This window comes from Lactobacillus delbrueckii subsp. jakobsenii ZN7a-9 = DSM 26046 (genome assembly GCF_001888925.1).
GTDB classification, from domain to species: Bacteria; Bacillota; Bacilli; order Lactobacillales; family Lactobacillaceae; genus Lactobacillus; species Lactobacillus delbrueckii.
Genome location: NZ_CP018218.1, coordinates 1,533,259 through 1,551,906 on the forward strand (window position 1 = coordinate 1,533,259; position 18,648 = coordinate 1,551,906).

The 18,648-nt window shown below is 50.3% G+C and carries 17 protein-coding genes and 1 pseudogene; 4 read left to right on the forward strand and 14 right to left on the reverse strand.

What is annotated here, in order from left to right; all coding sequences use genetic code 11:
* Nucleotides 1–363, reverse strand: coding sequence for an Asp23/Gls24 family envelope stress response protein (locus LJ046_RS07785; RefSeq protein WP_002879711.1), 363 nt, complete (start codon nucleotides 361–363; stop codon nucleotides 1–3).
* A 175-nt stretch (nucleotides 364–538) separates the two neighbouring features.
* Here LJ046_RS07785 and rpmB point away from each other — a divergent pair, with 175 nt between their 5' ends.
* The gene (gene rpmB / locus LJ046_RS07790) at nucleotides 539–724 is read left to right on the forward strand and encodes a 50S ribosomal protein L28 (protein WP_002879709.1); all 186 of its coding nucleotides are present in this window, start codon (nucleotides 539–541) and stop codon (nucleotides 722–724) included.
* A 100-nt stretch (nucleotides 725–824) separates the two neighbouring features.
* Here the strand turns inward: rpmB and LJ046_RS07795 are convergent, their stop codons facing one another.
* Together LJ046_RS07795 and LJ046_RS10750 are read right to left on the reverse strand one after the other, a co-directional pair.
* Entirely contained in the window at nucleotides 825–2,396 is a 1,572-nt protein-coding gene (locus LJ046_RS07795; RefSeq protein ID WP_002879707.1) for an ATP-binding cassette domain-containing protein, read from the reverse strand.
* A 92-nt stretch (nucleotides 2,397–2,488) separates the two neighbouring features.
* Nucleotides 2,489–3,142 carry a hypothetical protein gene (locus tag LJ046_RS10750; protein WP_002879706.1) on the reverse strand — a complete coding sequence of 218 codons (654 nt, stop codon included), beginning with the start codon at nucleotides 3,140–3,142 and terminating at the stop codon, nucleotides 2,489–2,491.
* Between the two features lie 213 nt (nucleotides 3,143–3,355).
* Between LJ046_RS10750 and LJ046_RS07805 the strand changes: the two genes are divergently transcribed.
* Together LJ046_RS07805 and LJ046_RS07810 are read left to right on the forward strand one after the other, a co-directional pair.
* Entirely contained in the window at nucleotides 3,356–4,021 is a 666-nt protein-coding gene (locus LJ046_RS07805) for an IS607 family transposase (protein WP_002879705.1), read from the forward strand.
* Nucleotides 3,996–5,318 carry an RNA-guided endonuclease InsQ/TnpB family protein gene (locus LJ046_RS07810; RefSeq protein ID WP_002879703.1) on the forward strand — a complete coding sequence of 441 codons (1,323 nt, stop codon included), beginning with the start codon at nucleotides 3,996–3,998 and terminating at the stop codon, nucleotides 5,316–5,318. The genes LJ046_RS07805 and LJ046_RS07810 overlap by 26 nt, the downstream gene beginning before the upstream one ends.
* Before the next feature lie 799 nt (nucleotides 5,319–6,117).
* On the opposite strand, the gene LJ046_RS07815 is transcribed toward LJ046_RS07810, so the two are convergent.
* The 9 genes from LJ046_RS07815 to gmk all read right to left on the reverse strand — a co-directional run bounded on the left by LJ046_RS07815 (nucleotide 6,118) and on the right by gmk (nucleotide 16,014).
* Nucleotides 6,118–6,801 carry a thiamine diphosphokinase gene (locus LJ046_RS07815; RefSeq protein ID WP_002879697.1) on the reverse strand — a complete coding sequence of 228 codons (684 nt, stop codon included), beginning with the start codon at nucleotides 6,799–6,801 and terminating at the stop codon, nucleotides 6,118–6,120.
* A 29-nt stretch (nucleotides 6,802–6,830) separates the two neighbouring features.
* Nucleotides 6,831–7,724, reverse strand: coding sequence for a ribosome small subunit-dependent GTPase A (rsgA, locus tag LJ046_RS07820; protein ID WP_002879696.1), 894 nt, complete (start codon nucleotides 7,722–7,724; stop codon nucleotides 6,831–6,833).
* Nucleotides 7,725–9,716 (reverse strand): Stk1 family PASTA domain-containing Ser/Thr kinase, encoded by a 1,992-nt coding sequence (gene pknB, locus LJ046_RS07825; RefSeq protein ID WP_002879695.1) that lies wholly within the window; start codon nucleotides 9,714–9,716, stop codon nucleotides 7,725–7,727.
* Nucleotides 9,706–10,461 carry a Stp1/IreP family PP2C-type Ser/Thr phosphatase gene (locus LJ046_RS07830; protein ID WP_002879694.1) on the reverse strand — a complete coding sequence of 252 codons (756 nt, stop codon included), beginning with the start codon at nucleotides 10,459–10,461 and terminating at the stop codon, nucleotides 9,706–9,708. The genes pknB and LJ046_RS07830 overlap by 11 nt, the downstream gene beginning before the upstream one ends.
* Nucleotides 10,462–10,466: 5 nt before the next feature.
* On the reverse strand, nucleotides 10,467–11,783 hold the full coding sequence (rsmB, locus tag LJ046_RS07835; protein ID WP_002879693.1) for a 16S rRNA (cytosine(967)-C(5))-methyltransferase RsmB: 1,317 nt from the start codon (nucleotides 11,781–11,783) through the stop codon (nucleotides 10,467–10,469).
* The gene (gene fmt / locus LJ046_RS07840; protein WP_002879692.1) at nucleotides 11,773–12,720 is read right to left on the reverse strand and encodes a methionyl-tRNA formyltransferase; all 948 of its coding nucleotides are present in this window, start codon (nucleotides 12,718–12,720) and stop codon (nucleotides 11,773–11,775) included. Before fmt ends, rsmB begins: the two co-directional genes overlap by 11 nt.
* Nucleotides 12,721–12,732: 12 nt before the next feature.
* Nucleotides 12,733–15,114 carry a primosomal protein N' gene (gene priA, locus LJ046_RS07845; protein ID WP_002879691.1) on the reverse strand — a complete coding sequence of 794 codons (2,382 nt, stop codon included), beginning with the start codon at nucleotides 15,112–15,114 and terminating at the stop codon, nucleotides 12,733–12,735.
* 62 nt (nucleotides 15,115–15,176) lie between these two features.
* Nucleotides 15,177–15,398 (reverse strand): DNA-directed RNA polymerase subunit omega, encoded by a 222-nt coding sequence (gene rpoZ / locus LJ046_RS07850; RefSeq protein ID WP_002879690.1) that lies wholly within the window; start codon nucleotides 15,396–15,398, stop codon nucleotides 15,177–15,179.
* A 1-nt stretch (nucleotide 15,399) separates the two neighbouring features.
* On the reverse strand, nucleotides 15,400–16,014 hold the full coding sequence (gmk, locus tag LJ046_RS07855; RefSeq protein WP_002879689.1) for a guanylate kinase: 615 nt from the start codon (nucleotides 16,012–16,014) through the stop codon (nucleotides 15,400–15,402).
* A 173-nt stretch (nucleotides 16,015–16,187) separates the two neighbouring features.
* On the opposite strand from gmk, the gene LJ046_RS07860 reads away from it, so the two are divergent.
* Nucleotides 16,188–16,493 carry a hypothetical protein gene (locus tag LJ046_RS07860; RefSeq protein WP_002879688.1) on the forward strand — a complete coding sequence of 102 codons (306 nt, stop codon included), beginning with the start codon at nucleotides 16,188–16,190 and terminating at the stop codon, nucleotides 16,491–16,493.
* 152 nt (nucleotides 16,494–16,645) lie between these two features.
* Here the strand turns inward: LJ046_RS07860 and LJ046_RS10725 are convergent.
* Nucleotides 16,646–16,801, reverse strand: a pseudogene (locus LJ046_RS10725) (ABC transporter substrate-binding protein); the annotation flags it as partial.
* A 154-nt stretch (nucleotides 16,802–16,955) separates the two neighbouring features.
* Nucleotides 16,956–18,644 carry a DNA repair protein RecN gene (gene recN / locus LJ046_RS07870; protein WP_002879685.1) on the reverse strand — a complete coding sequence of 563 codons (1,689 nt, stop codon included), beginning with the start codon at nucleotides 18,642–18,644 and terminating at the stop codon, nucleotides 16,956–16,958.
* Between the last annotated feature and the right edge of the window lie 4 nt (nucleotides 18,645–18,648).

Genomic DNA, 18,648 nt, shown 5'->3' on the forward strand with positions numbered 1-18,648 from the left:
CTAGTCGTCGAGAACCTTTACACCTTGAACAACGACGTTGACCGCCTTGGTGTCGATCCCCAGCTGGCTTCTTAAGTTATATTTGACACTGTCTTGTACATTACGACTTACTTCAGAAATTTTCAAGCCGTAGCCAACAATAATATAGACATCAACAGTTACTTGATTTTCGTCAGACTTAACAACGACGCCGCGCTTGTAGTTTGCCCGGCTCAAAATGCTGTCGACTCCGTCTCTGATGGCATTCTTGGATGCCATACCGACAACGCCATAGTTAGACGTAGCTGCACCACCAACAACAGTTGCAATTACACCGTTTGAAATATCAATCAAACCATACTTTGTCTTGATTTTAACAGCCATGTTTATCCTCCGTCTTATTTCCAATATACATCCTTATTTTATCATAACGAGATCAAAAGCTAACAGTTCCAACTTTATTTTCTGGAAAATACTTTTCAAAATAATAATTGAAAAAGGTCAAACTTTATGGTAAAGTCTAGTAGTATGACATGACATGTAAAGGGGGTTTAGCAGCATGGCAAAAGATTTCGTAACCGGTAAGAAGACCACTTTTGGTAAAACGCGTTCACACGCTTTGAACTCATCAAGTCGTTCTTGGAAGCCAAACCTTCAAAAAGTTCGCATTCTTGTAAACGGCAAGCCTAAGCGCGTTTGGGTTTCAACCAAGACTTTGAAGTCTGGTAAAGTTACCCGTGTCTAGTGACGAAACGAGCCCGGTAGATCAATGATCTGCCGGGTTTTATTTTTGACAAAAATTCATCAGCAATAAAAACAGGCGGCTCATTGAGCTGCCTGTTTTGTTACTTCTCGGCTAAATTGACCACCCGGTCAAACATAGCTATTTCTTCATCTGAAATCTTGTGAGCTACTTCGATTACGGTGCCAGGGAAATTCTGTAGAATTGTCTGGTGAATTTGCTTGGACAAGCGGGGATCCAGGGCTGAAGTCGCTTCATCGGCCAATAATACCGGCCGCTTGGCCAGCAGAGCTCTGGCAATTTCCAGCCGCTGCCCCTGACCGCCGGACAAGTTTTTGCCTTCTTTTCCGACTTGGTAGTCCAGACCTTTTTCCTCAATCAAGCTGGTTAAACCGGCTTTTTGACAAACTGCCAGCAGGTCTTCCCGGCTGACTTCCCTGCCTAAAGAGATATTATATTCGATTGTATCATCAAGAATATAAGGCTTCTGCTGGACAAAGGAGAAGTACTCGTGGTCCTTGCTCCAGTCACCATTGGCGTCTTCACCGTTGATCTCGTAATGTCCATCTACCAGCTTGATCCGGCCAACCAAGACGTTAAGCAAGGTTGTCTTGCCCCAGCCAGACGGTGCTTCCAGCAAGACTTTTTCACCATTTTTAACAGTCAAATCGAGATCGTTTAAAAGCTTCCGGTCCCCTCTTTGCACACTTGCATCGTCTAAAGAGAGTTCCTTAAATTCATCCCGGTCTGCAGCACTTTCTTTTGTTGTAAAATCTGCCACAGCAGTAAACTTTTCCCAGATCGGATTGCTGGTTTTAATGTCATTGACCGAAGAAAAGATACCGACAATCGGATTGATAAAGTTGTTGGCCAGCTGGGAGATCATCATGAAGGTCCCCAAAGTGATCTGCCCTTGAGTCACAAAGTAGATCCCCAGGCTGAAAGGAATGATCATGCTGCAGACGTAGGCAAAGAAAGTGATGACTTCTGTCGTCACCATTTCCGCCTTTTTCATCTTGGCCAGGGCCGTTTCCATTCTCTGGCTGTAGTGGAGCATTCTACTGTAAATACTGTCTTCAGCGTCATAGAGTCTGGCAAAAGCGGCAAAATTGATGGTGTCCGTCATTGCCTCAGTATATTTGCTGTTCTCCCCTTCCCAGGCAGAAGAAGCAGCTTCAATTTTTGGCCCGAAAATATTCTGCAAAAGGCCGGGAGCCAGGGAGGCGACCAGGAAGATCAAGGATAAAGCCCAGGAAGACAGCATGGCTGCCGCAAATGCCGCGATAAACTGCAAACCATTGAAAATAATATCCAGTTCAGCTTCCACCCGCTGACTTTCCACCTGTTTGAGGTCATTAGTCATAAAGGACAGGTCAAATTTGGGATCAGAATTATCTGAATACAACAAATATTTTGTTGCCTGCTCCTTGATTTTCAAGTTGACGTCCTTAATTATATTCGCCTGCATAATTTGGTAGATTAAGGCCAGGAAGGCAAAAAGGACAATACCCACAACCGCTTTAATAGTTAATTGTAATAAACTCCCCTTAGGATTTCCGGCAAAATTAATGAATTCCTGGAAGACATAAGCGATAAAAACCGCCTGCAGTGCCTTGGCGGCGGCGAAGACCGCAAAGACCAGCAACTTCCACTTACTAGCATATTTTAACGTCATTTCTTTCATCCTCATTAAATAATAAAGCATTTCCAAACATGCTTAAAATAATACTACTGAAAAATTAAAATGTAAATATACTATTCTAATTTTTAAAAAGCTGTATACAAAAAGCGGCTCTGAAATAGAGTCGCTTTTCCAATACTTTTATTGTTTATACAATTACTTTTCGTTCTTCTTACGCCGGCCAAAGGCGAAGAGACTTGCACTGGCCAGCAGTGCCACAATCCCTGCCAAAAAGGCAGACTTATTCTGGCTTTCGCCGGTTTGCGGCAAAGTTGCGCTTGCTTTTTGCCAGTTGCCTTGGTTTCAGTCTTGCCAGCCGGAATTACGATAGTTTCGGTTTCCCCGGAGTCAGCCGGACTTTCACTTGGTTCGTCTTCGCTTGGAGTAGTCGGAGTTTCGCTCGGCTTGTTGTCGCTTGGAGTGGTTGGAGTTTCACTCGGCTCGTTTGCTTCTTCCAAAATAGCCAGGTGCTTCTTAGCTTCAGTAAGTGCCAAATCCGCTGCTTCCTTGATCTTAGCCGCGGCAGCTGAATCAGCCTGCTTACTTGCCAAGTTGGCTTGCACCTCAGCTTGAACAGCCTGCAAGTCAGCAAGCTTCTTTTCTGCAGCAGCCTGCTTGCTTTGTGCGGTTTGTACGGCAGCGCAGGCCTTCTCTGCGTCTTGATCAGCTTCTTCTGCGGTAGCATCAAGTTCTGCCAACTTAGCCTTTTCACTGGTAGCAGTCTTTTCTGCTTCAGCCAAAATAGCAGCCTTTTCCGCAGCTTCCTTGTTTACGCTGGCCAGTTTGCTTTGTGCTGCCTTGTCTGCGGCAGAAGCTTCTTCTGCAGCTTTTTGGGCATCAGCAGTCTTTTCCTGCTTAGCCGCAGCAAGAGCTTAAAACTAGTAGCATAAAACGTGCTACTTAGTGCTATATCATAATATAATAGTCTTACCGGGAGGTGAGACTATTTTTTTATGGACAAAATATTTAAAGTAGGCGAAGCGGCCAAATACATCGGCTTTAGCGTCAAAGGCATGCAAAAGCTTGATCGAGAAAAACGCTTGGTGGCTCACAGAACCGATTCCAATCGGCGCTTTTACTATCAGTCAGAGCTTGACCGCTTCCTTGGCAGATCACCAAATTCCGCGGAAGGCAGTAAGAAGACGGTGGCCTATGCACGCGTTTCTTCCGCTGGTCAGAAGCATGATCTTAAAGATCAAATGGACTTTATAGTTCAGTATGCAAATGGTGCTGGAATCATCATCGATGAGCGCATTTCAGACATTGGCTCTGGCATGAACTACAGCCGGCCAAAATGGAATGCCCTTTTGAAGGAAGTTGAAGCAGGAAAGATTGGTCGGATCATCGTTACGTACAAGGATCGCTTCATCCGCTTTGGCTTTGACTGGTTTGATCAGTTCTGCAAGGATCACGGCTGCGAGATTGTCGTTTTGAACAATCCAGATACCAGTCCGGATGAGGAAATGACCGAGGACTTGATTTCAATCATTCACGTCTTTTCGTGCAGACTCTATGGACTGAGAAGATACAAGAAAGCAATAAGCGAGGACTCCCAGCTCCCCCACTCAAAGAAAGGAGGCGAAACAGAAACGCATGGCACAGAAAAAGAAAAAGGTTGACGGCATTATTTCGAAAAGCAGAGTCTACAAGCTCTATCCAAATGAGCTTATGGAAACGGTGCTGCTTAAGAACTGCGACTATCGGCGCTTCTGCTGGAACAAGGGCCTTGAGATCTGGAACAGAGAATATCAAGAGTACGTCATGAACGCCCCTGAAGGCTTGATCAAAGAAATGAAGAAGTCCGATGGGCGCAAGCTTACGCCCGAATGGAAAGAGATTCTCAAAGCGTTTCCAAAGCCAAGCGAATATCAAGTCAGAGACTTGATGGTAGCCCAAAAGCAGAGCTGGCAGAAACGCTATTCCTCCCGCATCCTTCAGCTTGCGGTAAAGGATCTGGCTGAGGCTTGGTCTGCCTTTATCAAGCATACTCAAGCCCGGCAAGGCAAGCCCAAGTTCCGCTCCAAGCGATCATCGACTCAGAGCTTCAAAAGCGATCAAGTCAAGTTCAAGGTGGTCAATGGACAAGCATTTCTGCACTTGGACAAGCCTAGAGAATATACAGGCGAATGGTCGGACATTCGAATGAGCGAGCGGCCGCTCGAGGGCAAATATGGCGTGGCAACCATAAAGAAGCAGGCCGATGGCTGGTATCTGTCACTGGCATTTGACGTTTCAGAGCCAGAGCCAAGAAAGAAGACTGGCAAGGCTACAGGCGTTGACGTGAACATAAGCCACTTTGACTATATTGACGGCACGAAGCGCTTTTTGTACAAGTCAAGCAGACTTGCCAAAGAATACCGCCGCATCATCCACTATCAGCGCCAGCTGGCCAGAAAGCGGGTAGAAAACGGCACGCCAAACGCGTATCGCTCCAAGCGCTATCAGAAGACGAGAATCAAGCTTCAAAGAGCGTATCAGCGAGTAAAGCGTCTGCAGGAAGATGAGATGCAAAAGTTTACGACCGAGCTGGTTAAGGAATATGATGCAATCTGCATTGAAACGCTGAGCGTAAAGGGCATGCTTATGAGCCACCGGGTTTCAAAAGGCGTGCATCGTGCCATGTTTGGTCGCTTTAAGTCGATTCTTGAGTACAAGTGCAAATGGCATGGCTGCGAGCTTGTCATGGCGGACAGACTGTATCCGTCAACTCAGCGCTGTGCGGCGTGCGGCAACGTCAAGAAGGGCGATGACAAGATCACCCTTTACGGCAACAAGAAGCACGGCACCAAGCACGATGAGTACGTGTGCTACAACGAAAAATGCCCGAACTACAACAAGGTCGTAGATCGGGACAGAAATGCAATGATGAATCTCACGCTTTTGATTGATCATCCGGAACTCAACAGAGCTTTATAATTTATCAACGAAAGGGACAGACCGTCGAGAGACAGCCTACGGGCAGGCCCTGTCCAAGGCGAGACTCTGGTTATGGAGGAGATCTCGCGGAAAAATGTCGGCTTAGACGCGTAAGACCGCACGCCTCAGTGCAGGCATCTTCGGATGTCGCGGCAGCTTCGCCCAGCGTCATGTCATGGAAACGCGTCATGACGCAGAGCCGATGAGAAAAACGAAAGAACTGTCTACGGACAGATCAAAAAATTGTGACCGAAACGACCAGAGTCATTCTGATCGGGCGTCGGGCCTTAACACCGACGATCCAAGGCGTTGATTCTCATTTGAGTCAAGGTCTTGAGGCCATAATGTAGCGATGGTATCAGTCGCACATTGTCACACGTTTTTTAGGTGCAGTTTCATTTGCCGTAGTCAAAGCTGCTTGCTTAGCAGACAGGTTGCTTTCGGCGCTTGCAAGTTCTTGTTTGGCTTGAGCAAGCTTAGCGTCAGCTGCCTTGAGCGCGTCAGCCTTTTCATCAGCCGTCTTGGCTGCTTGCGCCTTCTGGCTGGCTGAGTCTGCCGTCGTTTCAGCTGCACTTGCTTCATCTTTTTTTCGCTTTATTTTCCATATGACTTACCTCTATAAACACACAATAGTTTGAGATAATATCCCTTAACTTTTATTATACAAATAAGCTATTTATCGATAAGCGCTTTCACGGATGAATATTTGCATTTCTTTGTAAAATCACGTCAAAGGGCGAAAAAGTCCCGCTTTTCAGCGAGACTTTTTTATAATATTAATTAAACTATCTTTTGCAAATCAAGCCATTTGGTAGCGGTCTAAATCTTTAGAATAAACAACCGCTACTAAGCCTTTCTTCAAGGATAACCGGCAGCTATCCTTATCCGGCAAAAACTCATTAGAAGTAAAGGAGCGTAGGTAGTCGCCGCTATAAGGAGCCAGGTCATACAAGGCCCCCTCTATCGTCAAATCTTCTACTGGCAGAAGGCAGGTCACCCCAAAGTAGCTATAGTCCTGCTTCTTCATCTCGTAGCTGCCAGCTTGCCGGTAAAAAATCAGATTCTGCTTGTCAATCAAGGTCAGCTGGTTGGCATACTTGCGCAGGTCCGGGTTCAAAATGCCAAAAGCATTGCTCGCCGCGTGGTCAAGCCGACCGCCAGTAGCCCCGTAAACCTTTAGCTGGTCAATCTTATAATCGCCAAAAGCAATCCCCAGCATCAATTCTGAATCGGTCCAGTCCTTCTTGGGCACCGAATAGCGGATATCCGCGACCGTCCCTTCTACCCAGGCCAGTTCATCAGCCTTCAGCGAGTCAAAATCCCCGATTGCCAAATCCGGCTTAAAGCCTAATTCCAGCAAAAGCAGCGCTCCCCGGTCGACCCCGATTAAAAGGTCTCCCTTTTCTTGAGCCTGCTTCAGCTGCTCCTTCAAATCAGCCGGCCATTCTTCCTTTGGCCCGCCAAGCAACACTGCCGCGTCCATCACAAAACACCCTACCCTAACTTATTTCATCACTTCAAATATTCCGGCATTCGGCCTTCCTCGATTTCCGTCCGCATGGCCAGATAGTCATCATAGCGGAAAGCCGCGATTTCACCTAGAGCCAGCTGGCCCTTGACCGCGCACTTCGGTTCATGCAGGTGCTGGCAGCCCCGGAACTTGCAGCCCGTACTCAAGGCCTTAAATTCCTTAAAATACGTACACAGTTCATTCAGCTTGATCGGCGTCAGATCAATTGCCGAAAAGCCTGGCGTGTCTGCTAAAAAGCCTTCCCCTAATTTGAAAAGGGTAACCGTCCGGGTTGTATGTTTTCCCCGGTTCAAGCTGGTTGAGATCGCGCCCGTCGCCTGGCCCGCGTCTTCCTTGATAAAGTTCAGCAAAGTTGACTTCCCCGCCCCTGACTGGCCAGCCAGAGTCCAGATCTCGCTTTCCCCGATCTGCTTGGGAAGTTCTGCTGCCAGGCTTTCCCTGTCCAGGTAAACCCGGTAGCCGATCTTTTGGTAGTAAGCCAGCTGGCTTTCAATTTCTGTCAATTTTTCCTTTTCCAGCAGGTCGCTCTTTGACAGGTAGATCGTTACCTCTACTCCCTGCCAGGCAAAAAAGACCAGGAAGCGGTCCAGAAGAGCGGTGGAGAAATCTGGTTCAACTGCCGAAATGACCAAAAGCACGTGATCGACATTAGCCACCGCCGGCCGGCCGATCCGGTTCTTCCGGGGCAGAATCTTCACCAAATAAGCCAAGCCCTGTTCATCCAGCTTGACCTGCACGCTGTCACCGACCTGGGGCTTCTCCCGGTTCTTGCGGAAAACGCCCCGGGCCCTGGTCCGCACGACTCCTGCCGGCGTTTGCACGTCGTAGTAGCCGGCAATTAAAGAAACTACCGTTCCTTGTACTATTTCTGCCATTTAATTCCCGCTTTCACTGTCATCTGCCGAAATCGTCTCATCAACTACAGTTTGGTCATCACGGACAATCTTAATCTTACCGTCACCCTTAGTAACAGAAAAAGTGATCGTAAAGTCCGTGTCCTTGGTGATGTAAAGGTCCCGGTAAATATTGCCGAGACTGTGGTTGTCATCCTGGATATAAATCCGGACATGGTTGCCCTGGCTGGAGGAAGAGCTGGAGCTTGACTCACTCTCTGCAGCCTGGTAGTCAACCGTGAAGGTCTTCTTGACCTCTTTCTTCTCAGCCCCCTTGGAGACCGTAATCGTCAAAGTATCACCCTCAGAGACCTCACTGCCAGCGGCAGGATCAGTGGAAATCACGTCACCGCTGTCCACGCTGTCCGAGTGGTCCTTCTCAACCTTGACGTTGAGCTTCTTGCTCTTGGCGTAAGACTGGGCGTCCTTCAGGCTCTTGCCCGTCAGATCGGCCAGTTTAAAAGTTGCCTTCTTGCTGCTGGAGGAGCTTGAAGGCTTAGGCTGGTCTTCTAAAGCCACGGCCACCACCAAAGTGATCGTTGTCTTAGAGGCATCTACCTTGCGGCCGGCCTTGACGCTTTGGGAAATGATCAAGCCTGGCAGGTACTCATTTGATGGCGCCTCCCGGCTCTTGACCTTGAAGCCCAGCTTGTTCAGCTTCTTTTTGGCGATCGACAAATAAAGGCCCTCAACATCGGGCACCTTGGTCAAGTTTGGTCCCTTAGACACCAGCAGGTTGACCTTTTTCCCCTTGTCAACGGGACTGTTGGCCTTCGGCGTGGTCGAAATCACCTTGCCTTTTTTAACATCGCTGGAGTAAGTCCGCTTAACAGCGCCTACTGCCAGGCCCGAGCTCTGCAAAGAAGTCTTGGCTGCCTTCTCCGTCATGTTCACGACGTCCGGTACCCGGACATTGTTATGGCCAACTGCCAAAAACATGAAGAGCAGGATGGCAAAAACCGGGAATAATGACCCAATCCACCACCACTTATATTTCTTGATACTAGCCCAGAAAGACCGCTTCTTTGGCTCTTCAGCCTTGCCTTCCTTGGCTTTCTCAGCCTGCATGACCTTGCCGTTCAAGGCTGGCAGGATCTTAGTTTCATCATTATTGCCGTGGCTTGGCCGGTAAATTGCTTCGCCTGCCCGGCTCGGATCCAGACTGGAGTCCAGGTCTGCCTTCATTTCAGCCACGGAAGCATACCGGTCCCGCGGATCCTTGGCCGTCGCTTTTAAAACAACGTTTTCCAGGGCCTGGGGAATGGCCTTGTTTTGCTTTCTAAGGGACGGAATATCGTCTTCAGCATGCTTGAGGGCAATTGCCACCGGCGTTTCCCCACTAAAAGGCACATGGCCAGTCAAGGCCTCATACAGGATGATCCCCAAAGAATAGATGTCAGACTGCTTGGTGACCATCCCGCCCCGGGTCTGCTCAGGAGACATATAGTGCACCGAACCCAGGACCGAGTTGGTCTGGGTGATCGCGCTTTGGTTCAAGGCGACCGCGATACCAAAGTCAGCAATTTTGATGTTGCCTTTTTCATCCATCAAAATATTCTGCGGCTTCAAATCGCGGTGAATCACATTGTGCTTGTGGGCCAGTTCCATCGCTGACAAAATCTGGTCCATGATCTTGATGACCTGCGGGAGGGGAATCGGGCTGTTTTCCCGGATATAGTCCTTTAAGTCAGGTCCCTTCACGTATTCCATGACCATATATGGCAGGCCATGGTCGGTCCCCACGTCAAAAACAGAGACAATATTAGGGTGGCTCAGTTCACTGGTGGCCAGGGCCTCTCTTTGAAAGCGGGCCAGAACCTGGGAGTCCTTCTGCAAATCAAGGCGAATAATTTTAACGGCGACCTGTCTCTTCAAAATTATGTCATCAGCCAGGTAGACGTTGGCCATTCCGCCTTCACCCAGGGTGTCGACGATCCGGTAACGGTCTCCAAGCAAATAACCTTTATTGATCACTCGCGCCATCCTCCTCATTTACGGCCAGGCAGACGGTAATATTGTCGCCGCCGCCCAGACGATTGGCTTCATTGACCAACTTGTTGCACCTCTCCTGCAGGTTCAGGCCCTTGGTCGCCAAAACCTGTTGAATCAAAGGATCCGATAGGGAATTGGTCAAGCCGTCAGTGCAGAGAAGGAGCACGTCATCAGTCTTCATTTCAAGTTCATTATATTCCGGATCAATAGTGCTTGAAACGCCTAAGGCTTGCGTAATGATATTTTTCTGCGGGTGGGTCTTCGCCTGTTCTTTGGTGATCTGCCCCATCTTGACCAGTTCATTGACTAAAGAGTGGTCTTCAGTGATCTGGCGGAAATTCCCTTCAGAGTAGCTGTAGGCCCGGGAGTCACCCAGGTGGGCAAGCAAGACTTCCTGGTCAAAGAACATGGCCAGGACAATCGTCGTGCCCATCCCGTTCAAGTCCGGGAAGCGGTCTGCGGCCTTCAGAATCGTTTCGTTTTCTGAGCGCAGCTGGACGTCCAGCCATTTTCTGGCCAGATTCTTGTCGTGCAGGTCGGTGTTAGCGAAATTGTGGCCCAGGTGGCTGACTGCCATCGTGGAAGCAACGTCGCCGCCCTGGTGCCCCCCCATCCCATCACAGACGATGGCCATGGTTGCCCCAACGCGATTCTGAAAAATCTGAACGAAGTCTTGATTGCTCTCTCTAACTCTACCAATACTTGAAGCAAATGCCGTTTTAATCACAAGTACTAACCTCTTGTCGTAAACTTGGCAATGAAAAATCCATCACTGTTGTAGCTGTCGGGCAGGATCTTCAGCATACCCTTGGGCGCGGAGATCTTGGCCGTTTCAAATGGTTTCAATGCAAAATCTGGATGCGCGGCTAAAAATTTCCGCACGTTTTCTTCGTTTTCTTCTACAGAGATTGAGCAGGTGGAGTAGACTAACTCCCCGCCCTTTTTCAGCAAGCCGGATACTTCGTTCAAAATGTCCAGTTGGATTTCAGCCAAATGGCTGATGTCTTCCGCTGTTTTCGTGTAGCGGATTTCCGGCTTGCGGCGCAGCAGTCCCAGACCGGAACATGGTGCGTCTATCAATATCTTATCAAATTCTTGCCCGGAAAAATACTCCCTTGCCTTCCGCGCGTCCAAAGCTCTGACCTTGACCCGGTCAGCAACCCGCATTCTGGCGGCATTTTCCTTGACCAGACGCAATTTCTTTTCATGGATATCCAGAGCAGTCACTTGCCCGTCAGGCAATTGCTCAGCTATTTGAATGGTCTTGCCGCCTGGGGCGCTGCAGGCATCAAGGGCCTGCTCATTTCCCTTAAAGTCAAAGGCTTCTGCCACCAGGCTGGCTGCTTCGTCTTGCACCGTCACTTCACCATCTTTGAAAAAGTCGGTCATCACGATCCCGCCCCTGCTTAAGGCATAGCTGCGGCTGGCCAAAGGCGACTCCTGAGGGGCAAAATGGGCCCGGTCCAGGTCCCGGACGACCCGCTTTTCATCAGCCAAAGCCGAAATCCGGATTTCGTTTTTCGCCTTGCTGTTGAAGCTGGCCATGATTTTTTCTGCCCTGCTCTTGCCCCAGTTGGCTACGAAATAGTCGCTCAGCCAAAGGGGCATGCTGCACTTGACGCTGAGATAGTCTGGCGCGTCTTTTTCCGGCAGGACCTCTCCTCGCCGTAAAAGCGAGTGCAAAATCCCGTTAACCAGGCGGTAGCCGCTAGATTTTGGCCGGCCATAGGCCTTAGCCAGCTTGTTGGCCTCGTCTAAGACTGCCCGGTTTGGCACCTTGTCTAAAAAGAAGATCTGGTAGGCCGACATCAATAAAAGGGGCTTGATATATGGCTCTCTCAGCCGGGCCTTGACCAGGTCCTTGAGCTGGTATTCCAGGTAAAGCTGGTATTGGATGGTCCCATAGACCAGGTTGGTGGCCAGCCGGCTCTCTTCACCCGGCAGCTTAGCCGCCTTTAACGCGTGGTTTAAGCTGATATTTGAATATGAGCCCTGGTTAATCACCTTCATCAAGGTGGCCAAAGCCACGGTGCGGGCGTTAGTCTTCATCTACGATCTTTTCTCCTGCTGCAAACTTCTTCCCCTGCCCGTTCAAAAAGTCCTTGATGGCCATGGCCTTCTTGCCATTTGGCTGGACTTCAAGCAGGTTCAAGACCGTGTTGCCGGCAAAGCTGATAGCAAAGCGGCCCTGGTTGGTCAAAAGGTGGCCAGCTGGCAGACTGGTGTTGTCGTCAGCCACTTCTGCCTTCCAAACCTTTAAGCGCTGGCCCTTGATGACCAGGTAGGCGCCTGGGTCCGGATTGAGGGCCCGGATCAAGTCCTTGGCCTCCTTGGCCGTCAATTTTAAGGAAATTCTTTCTTCAACCTTGCTGATGGTTGGGGAAAAGACTACCTGGCTTGGATCCTGCGGCTTTTTGACAATTTCGCCACTGGCAATCTTTGGCAGAGTTTCCAAAAGCAGGTCCCGGCCAAGCGGAGCCAGTTCTTCGAAGACTTCCCCGCTGGTCTCATCTGGTCTGATCGGCAGGCTGGCCTGGGCATACATGTCGCCGGCGTCCATTTCCTTGACCATTTCCATGATGGTGACCCCGGTTTCCGCATCCCCGTTTCTGACCGCATACTGGATCGGTGCCCCGCCCCGGTATTTCGGCAAAAGGGATCCGTGCACGTTAACAGCAGCGATCTTAGCGGACTTCAGGAATTTGGTCGGCAAAAACTGGCCAAAGGCCGCGGTGATGATGAAATCGGCGTCAAGCTGCAGCAATTCGTCAAGTTCAGCTGACTTGGACAGGCGGACTGGCTGGTATAAAGGCAAGTCGTTGGCCAAAGCCACTTCCTTGACCGGGGAGTAAACGACCTTTTGCTTGCGGCCAACCTTCTTGTCCGGCTGGGTGACCACGGCCAAAATATGATAACCGGCCTTGATCAGGCCTTCCAAAACTGTAGCGCCGAATTGCGGCGTTCCTAAAAAGATTACTGAATTCACGTTTTTATTCCTTTACATAATTCTCTCTGGCTCTGAATCGATCTCAACAGTCAGGCCGTACTTTTTCACTTCCTGGGCCTGGTCCTGGATCTGGTGCAGGAGCTCATTTAAGTGTTTTTCTCTTTTATATTTTACCAGTATTTGGTAATAATACTGGCTCTTTAAGCGGCTGATCGTTGCCGGAGCCGGCCCTAAGATAATAGTCGGCGCCCGCAATTCCCTCTGCAATTGCCGTTTGATTTTAAAAGCCTCCCGGGCCGCGTTTTGCTCATTTTTGGCTGAAACGGAGACCAGGACCGTGTAAAAGTAAGGCGGGTAGTCGCCGGCATGGCGGACCTGCATTTCTTTAGCGTAAAAAAGCTCATAGTCCTGCTTTTGCGCCAGGTGGATAGCGTAGTGGTCCGGATTATAAGTCTGGATCATGACCTGCCCTTCCTTGTCGGCCCGCCCTGCCCGGCCAGCTACTTGCGTGAGCAGCTCAAAAGTCCGCTCAGAAGCGTTGTAGTCGGGCAGCCATAAACCAGTGTCGGCATTGATTACCCCAACCAAAGTTACATTAGGGAAGTCCAGGCCCTTGGCGATCATCTGCGTACCCAGCAAGATGTCGGCTTCTCCTTGGCCAAAACTGGTCAAAATCTTGTCATAGCTGCCCTTTCTCCGGGTCGTGTCCACGTCCATGCGGAGGATTTTAGCTTGCGGAAAAAGCTCAGCCAGCTCTTCTTGCACCTTCTGCGTCCCCGTCCCCAAAAAGCGGATCTGCCGGTCCCGGCAGTTGGGACAAATTTCCGAAACAGCTTCTTGGTAGCCGCAATAGTGGCACTGCATAGTACAAGTGTCCTTATGCATGGTCAAGGACAAGTCGCAGTTAGGGCACTTTAAAACAAAGCCGCAATTGCGGCAGAGCATGAAGTTGGCAAAGCCCCGCCGGTTTAAAAGCAGGATTACCTGCTCTTTTTTCTCCAGCCGCTTTTGAATCGCCTCAGCCAATGGACAGGAGATGTCAAACTGGCTGCCGGCAAACTGCACGTGCTTTAAGTCAAGCAGGTCGACTCGCGGTAAAGGCTGGCTCTTGGCCCGCTTTTTTAAGCGCAAAAGCTGGTAGACCCCCTTTTGGGCCCGGGCCCGGCTGGCCAAAGACGGCGTCGCGCTACCCAAAATCAAGGGACAGTGGTGGTAGCGCGACCGCCAAATTGCCACGTCCCGGGCATGGTAGCGGGGATTGTTGTCCTGCTTGTAGGAGCCTTCATGCTCTTCATCGATAATGATGAGGCCTAAATTGTCCAAGGGGGCAAAAACCGCGCTTCTAGCGCCTACGACCACCTGGGCCTGCCCCCGGCGGATCCTGCGCCATTCGTCATAGCGCTCACCTTCCGACAAGGCCGAGTGTAAAACCGCCACCTGCTGGCCAAAGCGGGCCTGGACCTGCTTGACCATCTGGGGGGTCAGGGAAATTTCCGGCACCAGCATCAAGGCTGCCCTGCCCAAGGCCAGGGCCTGGCTGATCGCCTGCAGGTAGACTTCGGTTTTCCCGGACCCTGTCACTCCTTCTAAAAGAAAGGTCTGGCTGACCCGGCCCTTGATGTCCTGGCTGACCCGGCTCAAGGCCGCGGCCTGCTCGTCATTTAGGTCTAAAGGCCGGCTGGGAGCAACCTGCTTGGTTGGCCGCCGGTATTTTTCCTGGCCTTTTTCCTGCAGCCATTTCTTGCTGACCGCCGTTTTTAAAGTTGCTGAACTGATGCCCAGACCGGTCAATTCTTCCCGGCTTTTAGGATAAGCCGCAAAGTCCCCGGCCAAATCTGCCAGCAATTTTCTTTGCTGGCTGGCCGTTTTTCTAGTTTCTAAAAAAATCTCCTGATAGTCAGCGGCCGATAGAAGCGGATAGTAGACTGAAACCAGCTTCTTTTTCGCCTTATTTTCAACCAGGTATTCTATCCTGGCCTCCCCCTTATTCAGGAGCTGCTTGACCAGCTTGATCAGACGCGGCTCTTCTAAGTTAGCCAAATCCACCGGGTCTCCCGCAAAAAGAGGCATTTGCTCTGCCCGCGGGCTGTTTGGCAGGAGGATTTTCCGGTAATTGGCCCGCATTACCCCCGGTAGCATGGTCTTGAGGATACTGATCCGGTAGGCAAAAATCTGCCGGGCCAGATCGCTGGACAGGGCGACCAGCTCGGGAGTCAAAGGCGGCATTTCATCGACCACTAAGAGCAGGTCCTTTAACTGGCCGGTAAAGTTGCTGCTTTTTTTCACGGCGACGACAAAGCCCTGGACCTTGCGGCGGCCAAAAGGCACCACTACCCGGCTGCCAATTTCAACTTCCAGGTCATCAGGAATATGGTATTCAAAAACGCGGTCAGTCTGGTGGGCGGCCACATCGACAATAACTTCTGCGATCAAGTCCTTCTCCCTTCCTTTACGCTAAAAGAGGAGCGGGCTTCTGGTCCGCTCCTCTTCAAGGATTATTTGTCAGCTTCACCGTGAGGGTCAGCGTCAATCGTTACCTTGCCGGCAGCAATTTCTTCCAATGCCTGGCCGACCGGCTTCAAGTTGTGGTAGTTGTCCAAAGCGCCCGGCTTGCCGGCTTCCAGTTCACCAGCCCGCTTGGCAGCCAGAACTGACAGTGAGTATCTTGAATCAACTTCATCTAGCAGCTTGTCAATTGATGGATAGGTAATTCTCATCTTAGTCCTCCTTAACCATTTTCCGATAATCGCCGATCACACGCTTGACGCTGACGTGTTCAGCGTCAACGATTGCTTTAATGTGGTTGACGGCGTTGGCGACAGTGTCGTTGACTACCGCGTAATCATAGTCCTGCATCACCAGAATTTCCTTGCGCGCTTGGGCAATTCTGCCCCGGATCACGTCTTCGGATTCCGTGCCCCGGTGTTCCAGCCGGTCTCTTAAAGTGTGCAGGTCAGGCGGCGTCAAGAAAATAAAGACGCCTTCTGGCATTTGTTGGCGAACAGTTCTGGCTCCGTTGACATCGATTTCCAGCAAGACGTCCTTGCCGGCAGCCAGCATTTCCTTGACCGGGCCCAAAGGGGTCCCGTAAAGGTTGCCGACGTATTCGTTGTATTCCAGCAGCTGATTGTCAGCAATCGCCTGCTTGAATTCTTCCCTGGTCACGAAGTAGTAGTCTTTCCCGTTCACTTCGCCTTCACGGGGCTTGCGGGTAGTCATTGAGACTGAGTATTCGAAGGGGAAGACCTTGTGTTCAACAATTGCGCTTTTGACGGTTCCCTTGCCCACCCCGGACGGGCCGGACAAAACCAACAGTAATCCTTTATCTGCCATGATAGCTCCTTTTTTGACTAGTAATTCTATTTTGGACCATAAGCGCCTTCTGATCAAGTCTTAAGGCCGAAAAAAGCTTTTTTAAAAAAGGGGCTTGCTTTTTCGAATACTTGTTCGTATAATATGTTTACAAACAGGCGTTCGAAAATGATTTACTTAAAGGAGTATTCACCATGTCCAAATTTCAAAACTTTGCCAGCCGAGCCACTCAGCCCCTTAAGAAGGCCTTTCACTATCTCTTTGCTTATGACAAAGACCGGCTCACCCTCCGCGGCGACAGCCTGGCAGTTAACTTAGCTAAATTGCAGCTGGCCTTCTTGAAGAGGCAGTATCTCCTGGTCACCTTAAATGACGGCAGCTGGCGGGTTGGCAAGATCACCAAGCGGATTTCACCCAGCCGCTTCGTTTTCCGCGATGCCGACAACAAGATTTTTTACTTGCTTGACATTAATGACATTTTAACAGTTGAGCTGCCTTAAAGCAAAGAAGAGCCTGGCTTTTCCAGACTCTTTTTGCACTTATGTTCTCTTACGCTTTTCGTTATTTCACGCTGGCGTACTTGAACTGCCAGCCGCCGAGGTTGTCGTTGTAGACATTATTGATTTCCGGTCTGATCAAGTAAGCAGTTGAGATAGTACTTGTTCTTGACCATCTTCCAAGACAGGTTGGACCCCGTCCAGCTCTTTTGCATATACGGCCCGTTATAAAGCATGTACTTTGAAGCCGTCCCGTAGTTGGACCCGTACTTCTTGACCGCCTTTTCTGCCTGCGGGAAGAAGAGGGCGAATCTGGGGCTATGTTTAAACTTAAATTAAAACAGCAATTATCCATTGTCAACGCTTTTTACCTGCAATTAAAGCAAAAATTGCATATTCTTCCCATGCGCATGCAAAAAACTCTCCTGCCTTCTGGCAAGAGAGTTATTTTTTGATAATTATTTTCTAATCTCGTTTCTGCTGACTGGCAATCAGGTCGGCCGCGTTTTGCTCAGCAGCTTCGCTGACATTAGCTCCGGCCATCATCTGGGCGATCATCTTGATGCTGCTGTCTTCATCAAGTTCCTTGACCTGGGTAAAGGTCTCACCGGCTGCAACCTGCTTGGCGATGGCAAAGCGGTGGTCGGCGCTGGCCGCTACCTGCGGGGAGTGGGTGATGGCGATAACCTGCTTTTGGCCGGCAATCGCGTGCATCTTCTTGCCGATGGCCGCTGCCACCCGGCCGGAAACCCCGGTGTCAATTTCATCAAAGACCATGGTGCCAACCGGCTCAACCCGGGAGAAGATAGCCTTTAGGGCCAGGATCAGCCGGGACTGTTCCCCGCCGGAAACGATCTTGACCAGTGGCATCAGCTCTTCGCCTGGGTTTGGCGCGATGTAGAAGGCCAGGTCATCAGTCCCCTTGACCGTGAAATTATCAGTCTTGGCGAAGCGGATGGAGAAACGGGCTTTGTCCATGTACAGGTCAGCCAGTTCATGCTTGATCGCTTCTTCCAGCTTCAAGGCGGTCGATTCTCTGGCCTGGTGGAGGTCAGCCGCCATGACTGACATTTTTTCCTCAACAGCGGCTATCTGCTTGACCAGTTCTTCTTCGTCAAGGCCACCAGTTTCAAACTGGCTGAGCTCCTTGGAGACTTTTGCATAGAAGTCAAAAACGTCTGCCAGGCTTGGTCCATACTTCTTCTTCAAGTTGTTCAAGAGGTCCAGGCGGTTTTGCACGTACTGGTAGCGTTCTTCATCAAATTCCAAGCTGTCCATGATGTCGCCCAGTTCTGAGCGGGCATCGCTCAGCGAATATACCCCGTCAGTAATGGACTGGGCCACATTCTTGAAGTCCTTGTCCAGGTCGGCCAAATCTTCTGCCGTTCCTTGGGCATCCCCCAGCAGGCTGGTTAAGCCATGCTCGTCATCGTCAAAAAGCTGGATCATGAAGTTGGCGGATTCAGCAATCTTCTGGTAATTATTCAGCTTGTTGAACTCGTCTTCCAAGTTCTGGTCTTCTTGCTCATCCGTCAAATCCGCTTGGGTCAACTCTTCGACCTGGAACTGGAGGATGTCCTGACGCTGGGCCAGTTCCCGGCTGTCCCGGCGCAGGTGCTCCAGGCGCCGGTTAAGGCTTTGCCAGGTCTGGTATTCAGCCTGGTACTTGCATAAAAGGGGCTTGAAGTCCTTGCCCGCGTATTCATCGACTAGGTCAATCTGCCGGCTTTGGTCCATCAGCATCTGCTGGTCGTTTTGGCCATGGATGTCGACCAGGTACTCACCAATTTTTGCCAAAGCGGTGATGGTGGTCAGTTGCCCGTTAATCCGGATGACGTTCCGGCCCTTGCTGGAAATCTCCCGGCTTATGATCAGGTCATCACCGTCCATCGGCAGGCCGTAGTCATCCGCGATTTGTTCAACTTCCCGCATTTCCTCATCTTGCAGGGTAAAAAGGCCCGTCACTACTGCCTTGCTCTGGCCAGACCGGACCATTTCTTTTTGGGCCCGGTGGCCCAGCAAAAGTGACAAAGCATCGATCAAGATGGACTTGCCGGCCCCGGTTTCCCCGATCAGGACTGTCATTTGCGGCTGAAACTTGATTTTCAGACTCTTAATGATAGCGAAATTCTGGATATCCAATTCGACAAGCATAAGC

Excerpts from the sequence above, each read along its gene's own strand:
- LJ046_RS07805 (WP_002879705.1), top strand. The coding sequence starts at position 3,356 with ATGGACAAAATATTTAAAGTAGGCGAAGCGGCCAAATACATCGGCTTT.
- LJ046_RS07860 (WP_002879688.1), top strand. The coding sequence starts at position 16,188 with ATGTCCAAATTTCAAAACTTTGCCAGCCGAGCCACTCAGCCCCTTAAG.
- rsmB (WP_002879693.1), bottom strand. The coding sequence starts at position 11,783 with ATGAAGACTAACGCCCGCACCGTGGCTTTGGCCACCTTGATGAAGGTG.
- LJ046_RS07810 (WP_002879703.1), top strand. The coding sequence starts at position 3,996 with ATGGCACAGAAAAAGAAAAAGGTTGACGGCATTATTTCGAAAAGCAGA.
- rsgA (WP_002879696.1), bottom strand. The coding sequence starts at position 7,724 with ATGGCAGAAATAGTACAAGGAACGGTAGTTTCTTTAATTGCCGGCTAC.
- gmk (WP_002879689.1), bottom strand. The coding sequence starts at position 16,014 with ATGGCAGATAAAGGATTACTGTTGGTTTTGTCCGGCCCGTCCGGGGTG.
- LJ046_RS07785 (WP_002879711.1), bottom strand. The coding sequence starts at position 363 with ATGGCTGTTAAAATCAAGACAAAGTATGGTTTGATTGATATTTCAAAC.
- LJ046_RS07795 (WP_002879707.1), bottom strand. The coding sequence starts at position 2,396 with ATGACGTTAAAATATGCTAGTAAGTGGAAGTTGCTGGTCTTTGCGGTC.
- rpmB (WP_002879709.1), top strand. The coding sequence starts at position 539 with ATGGCAAAAGATTTCGTAACCGGTAAGAAGACCACTTTTGGTAAAACG.
- recN (WP_002879685.1), bottom strand. The coding sequence starts at position 18,644 with ATGCTTGTCGAATTGGATATCCAGAATTTCGCTATCATTAAGAGTCTG.
- rpoZ (WP_002879690.1), bottom strand. The coding sequence starts at position 15,398 with ATGAGAATTACCTATCCATCAATTGACAAGCTGCTAGATGAAGTTGAT.
- LJ046_RS07815 (WP_002879697.1), bottom strand. The coding sequence starts at position 6,801 with ATGGACGCGGCAGTGTTGCTTGGCGGGCCAAAGGAAGAATGGCCGGCT.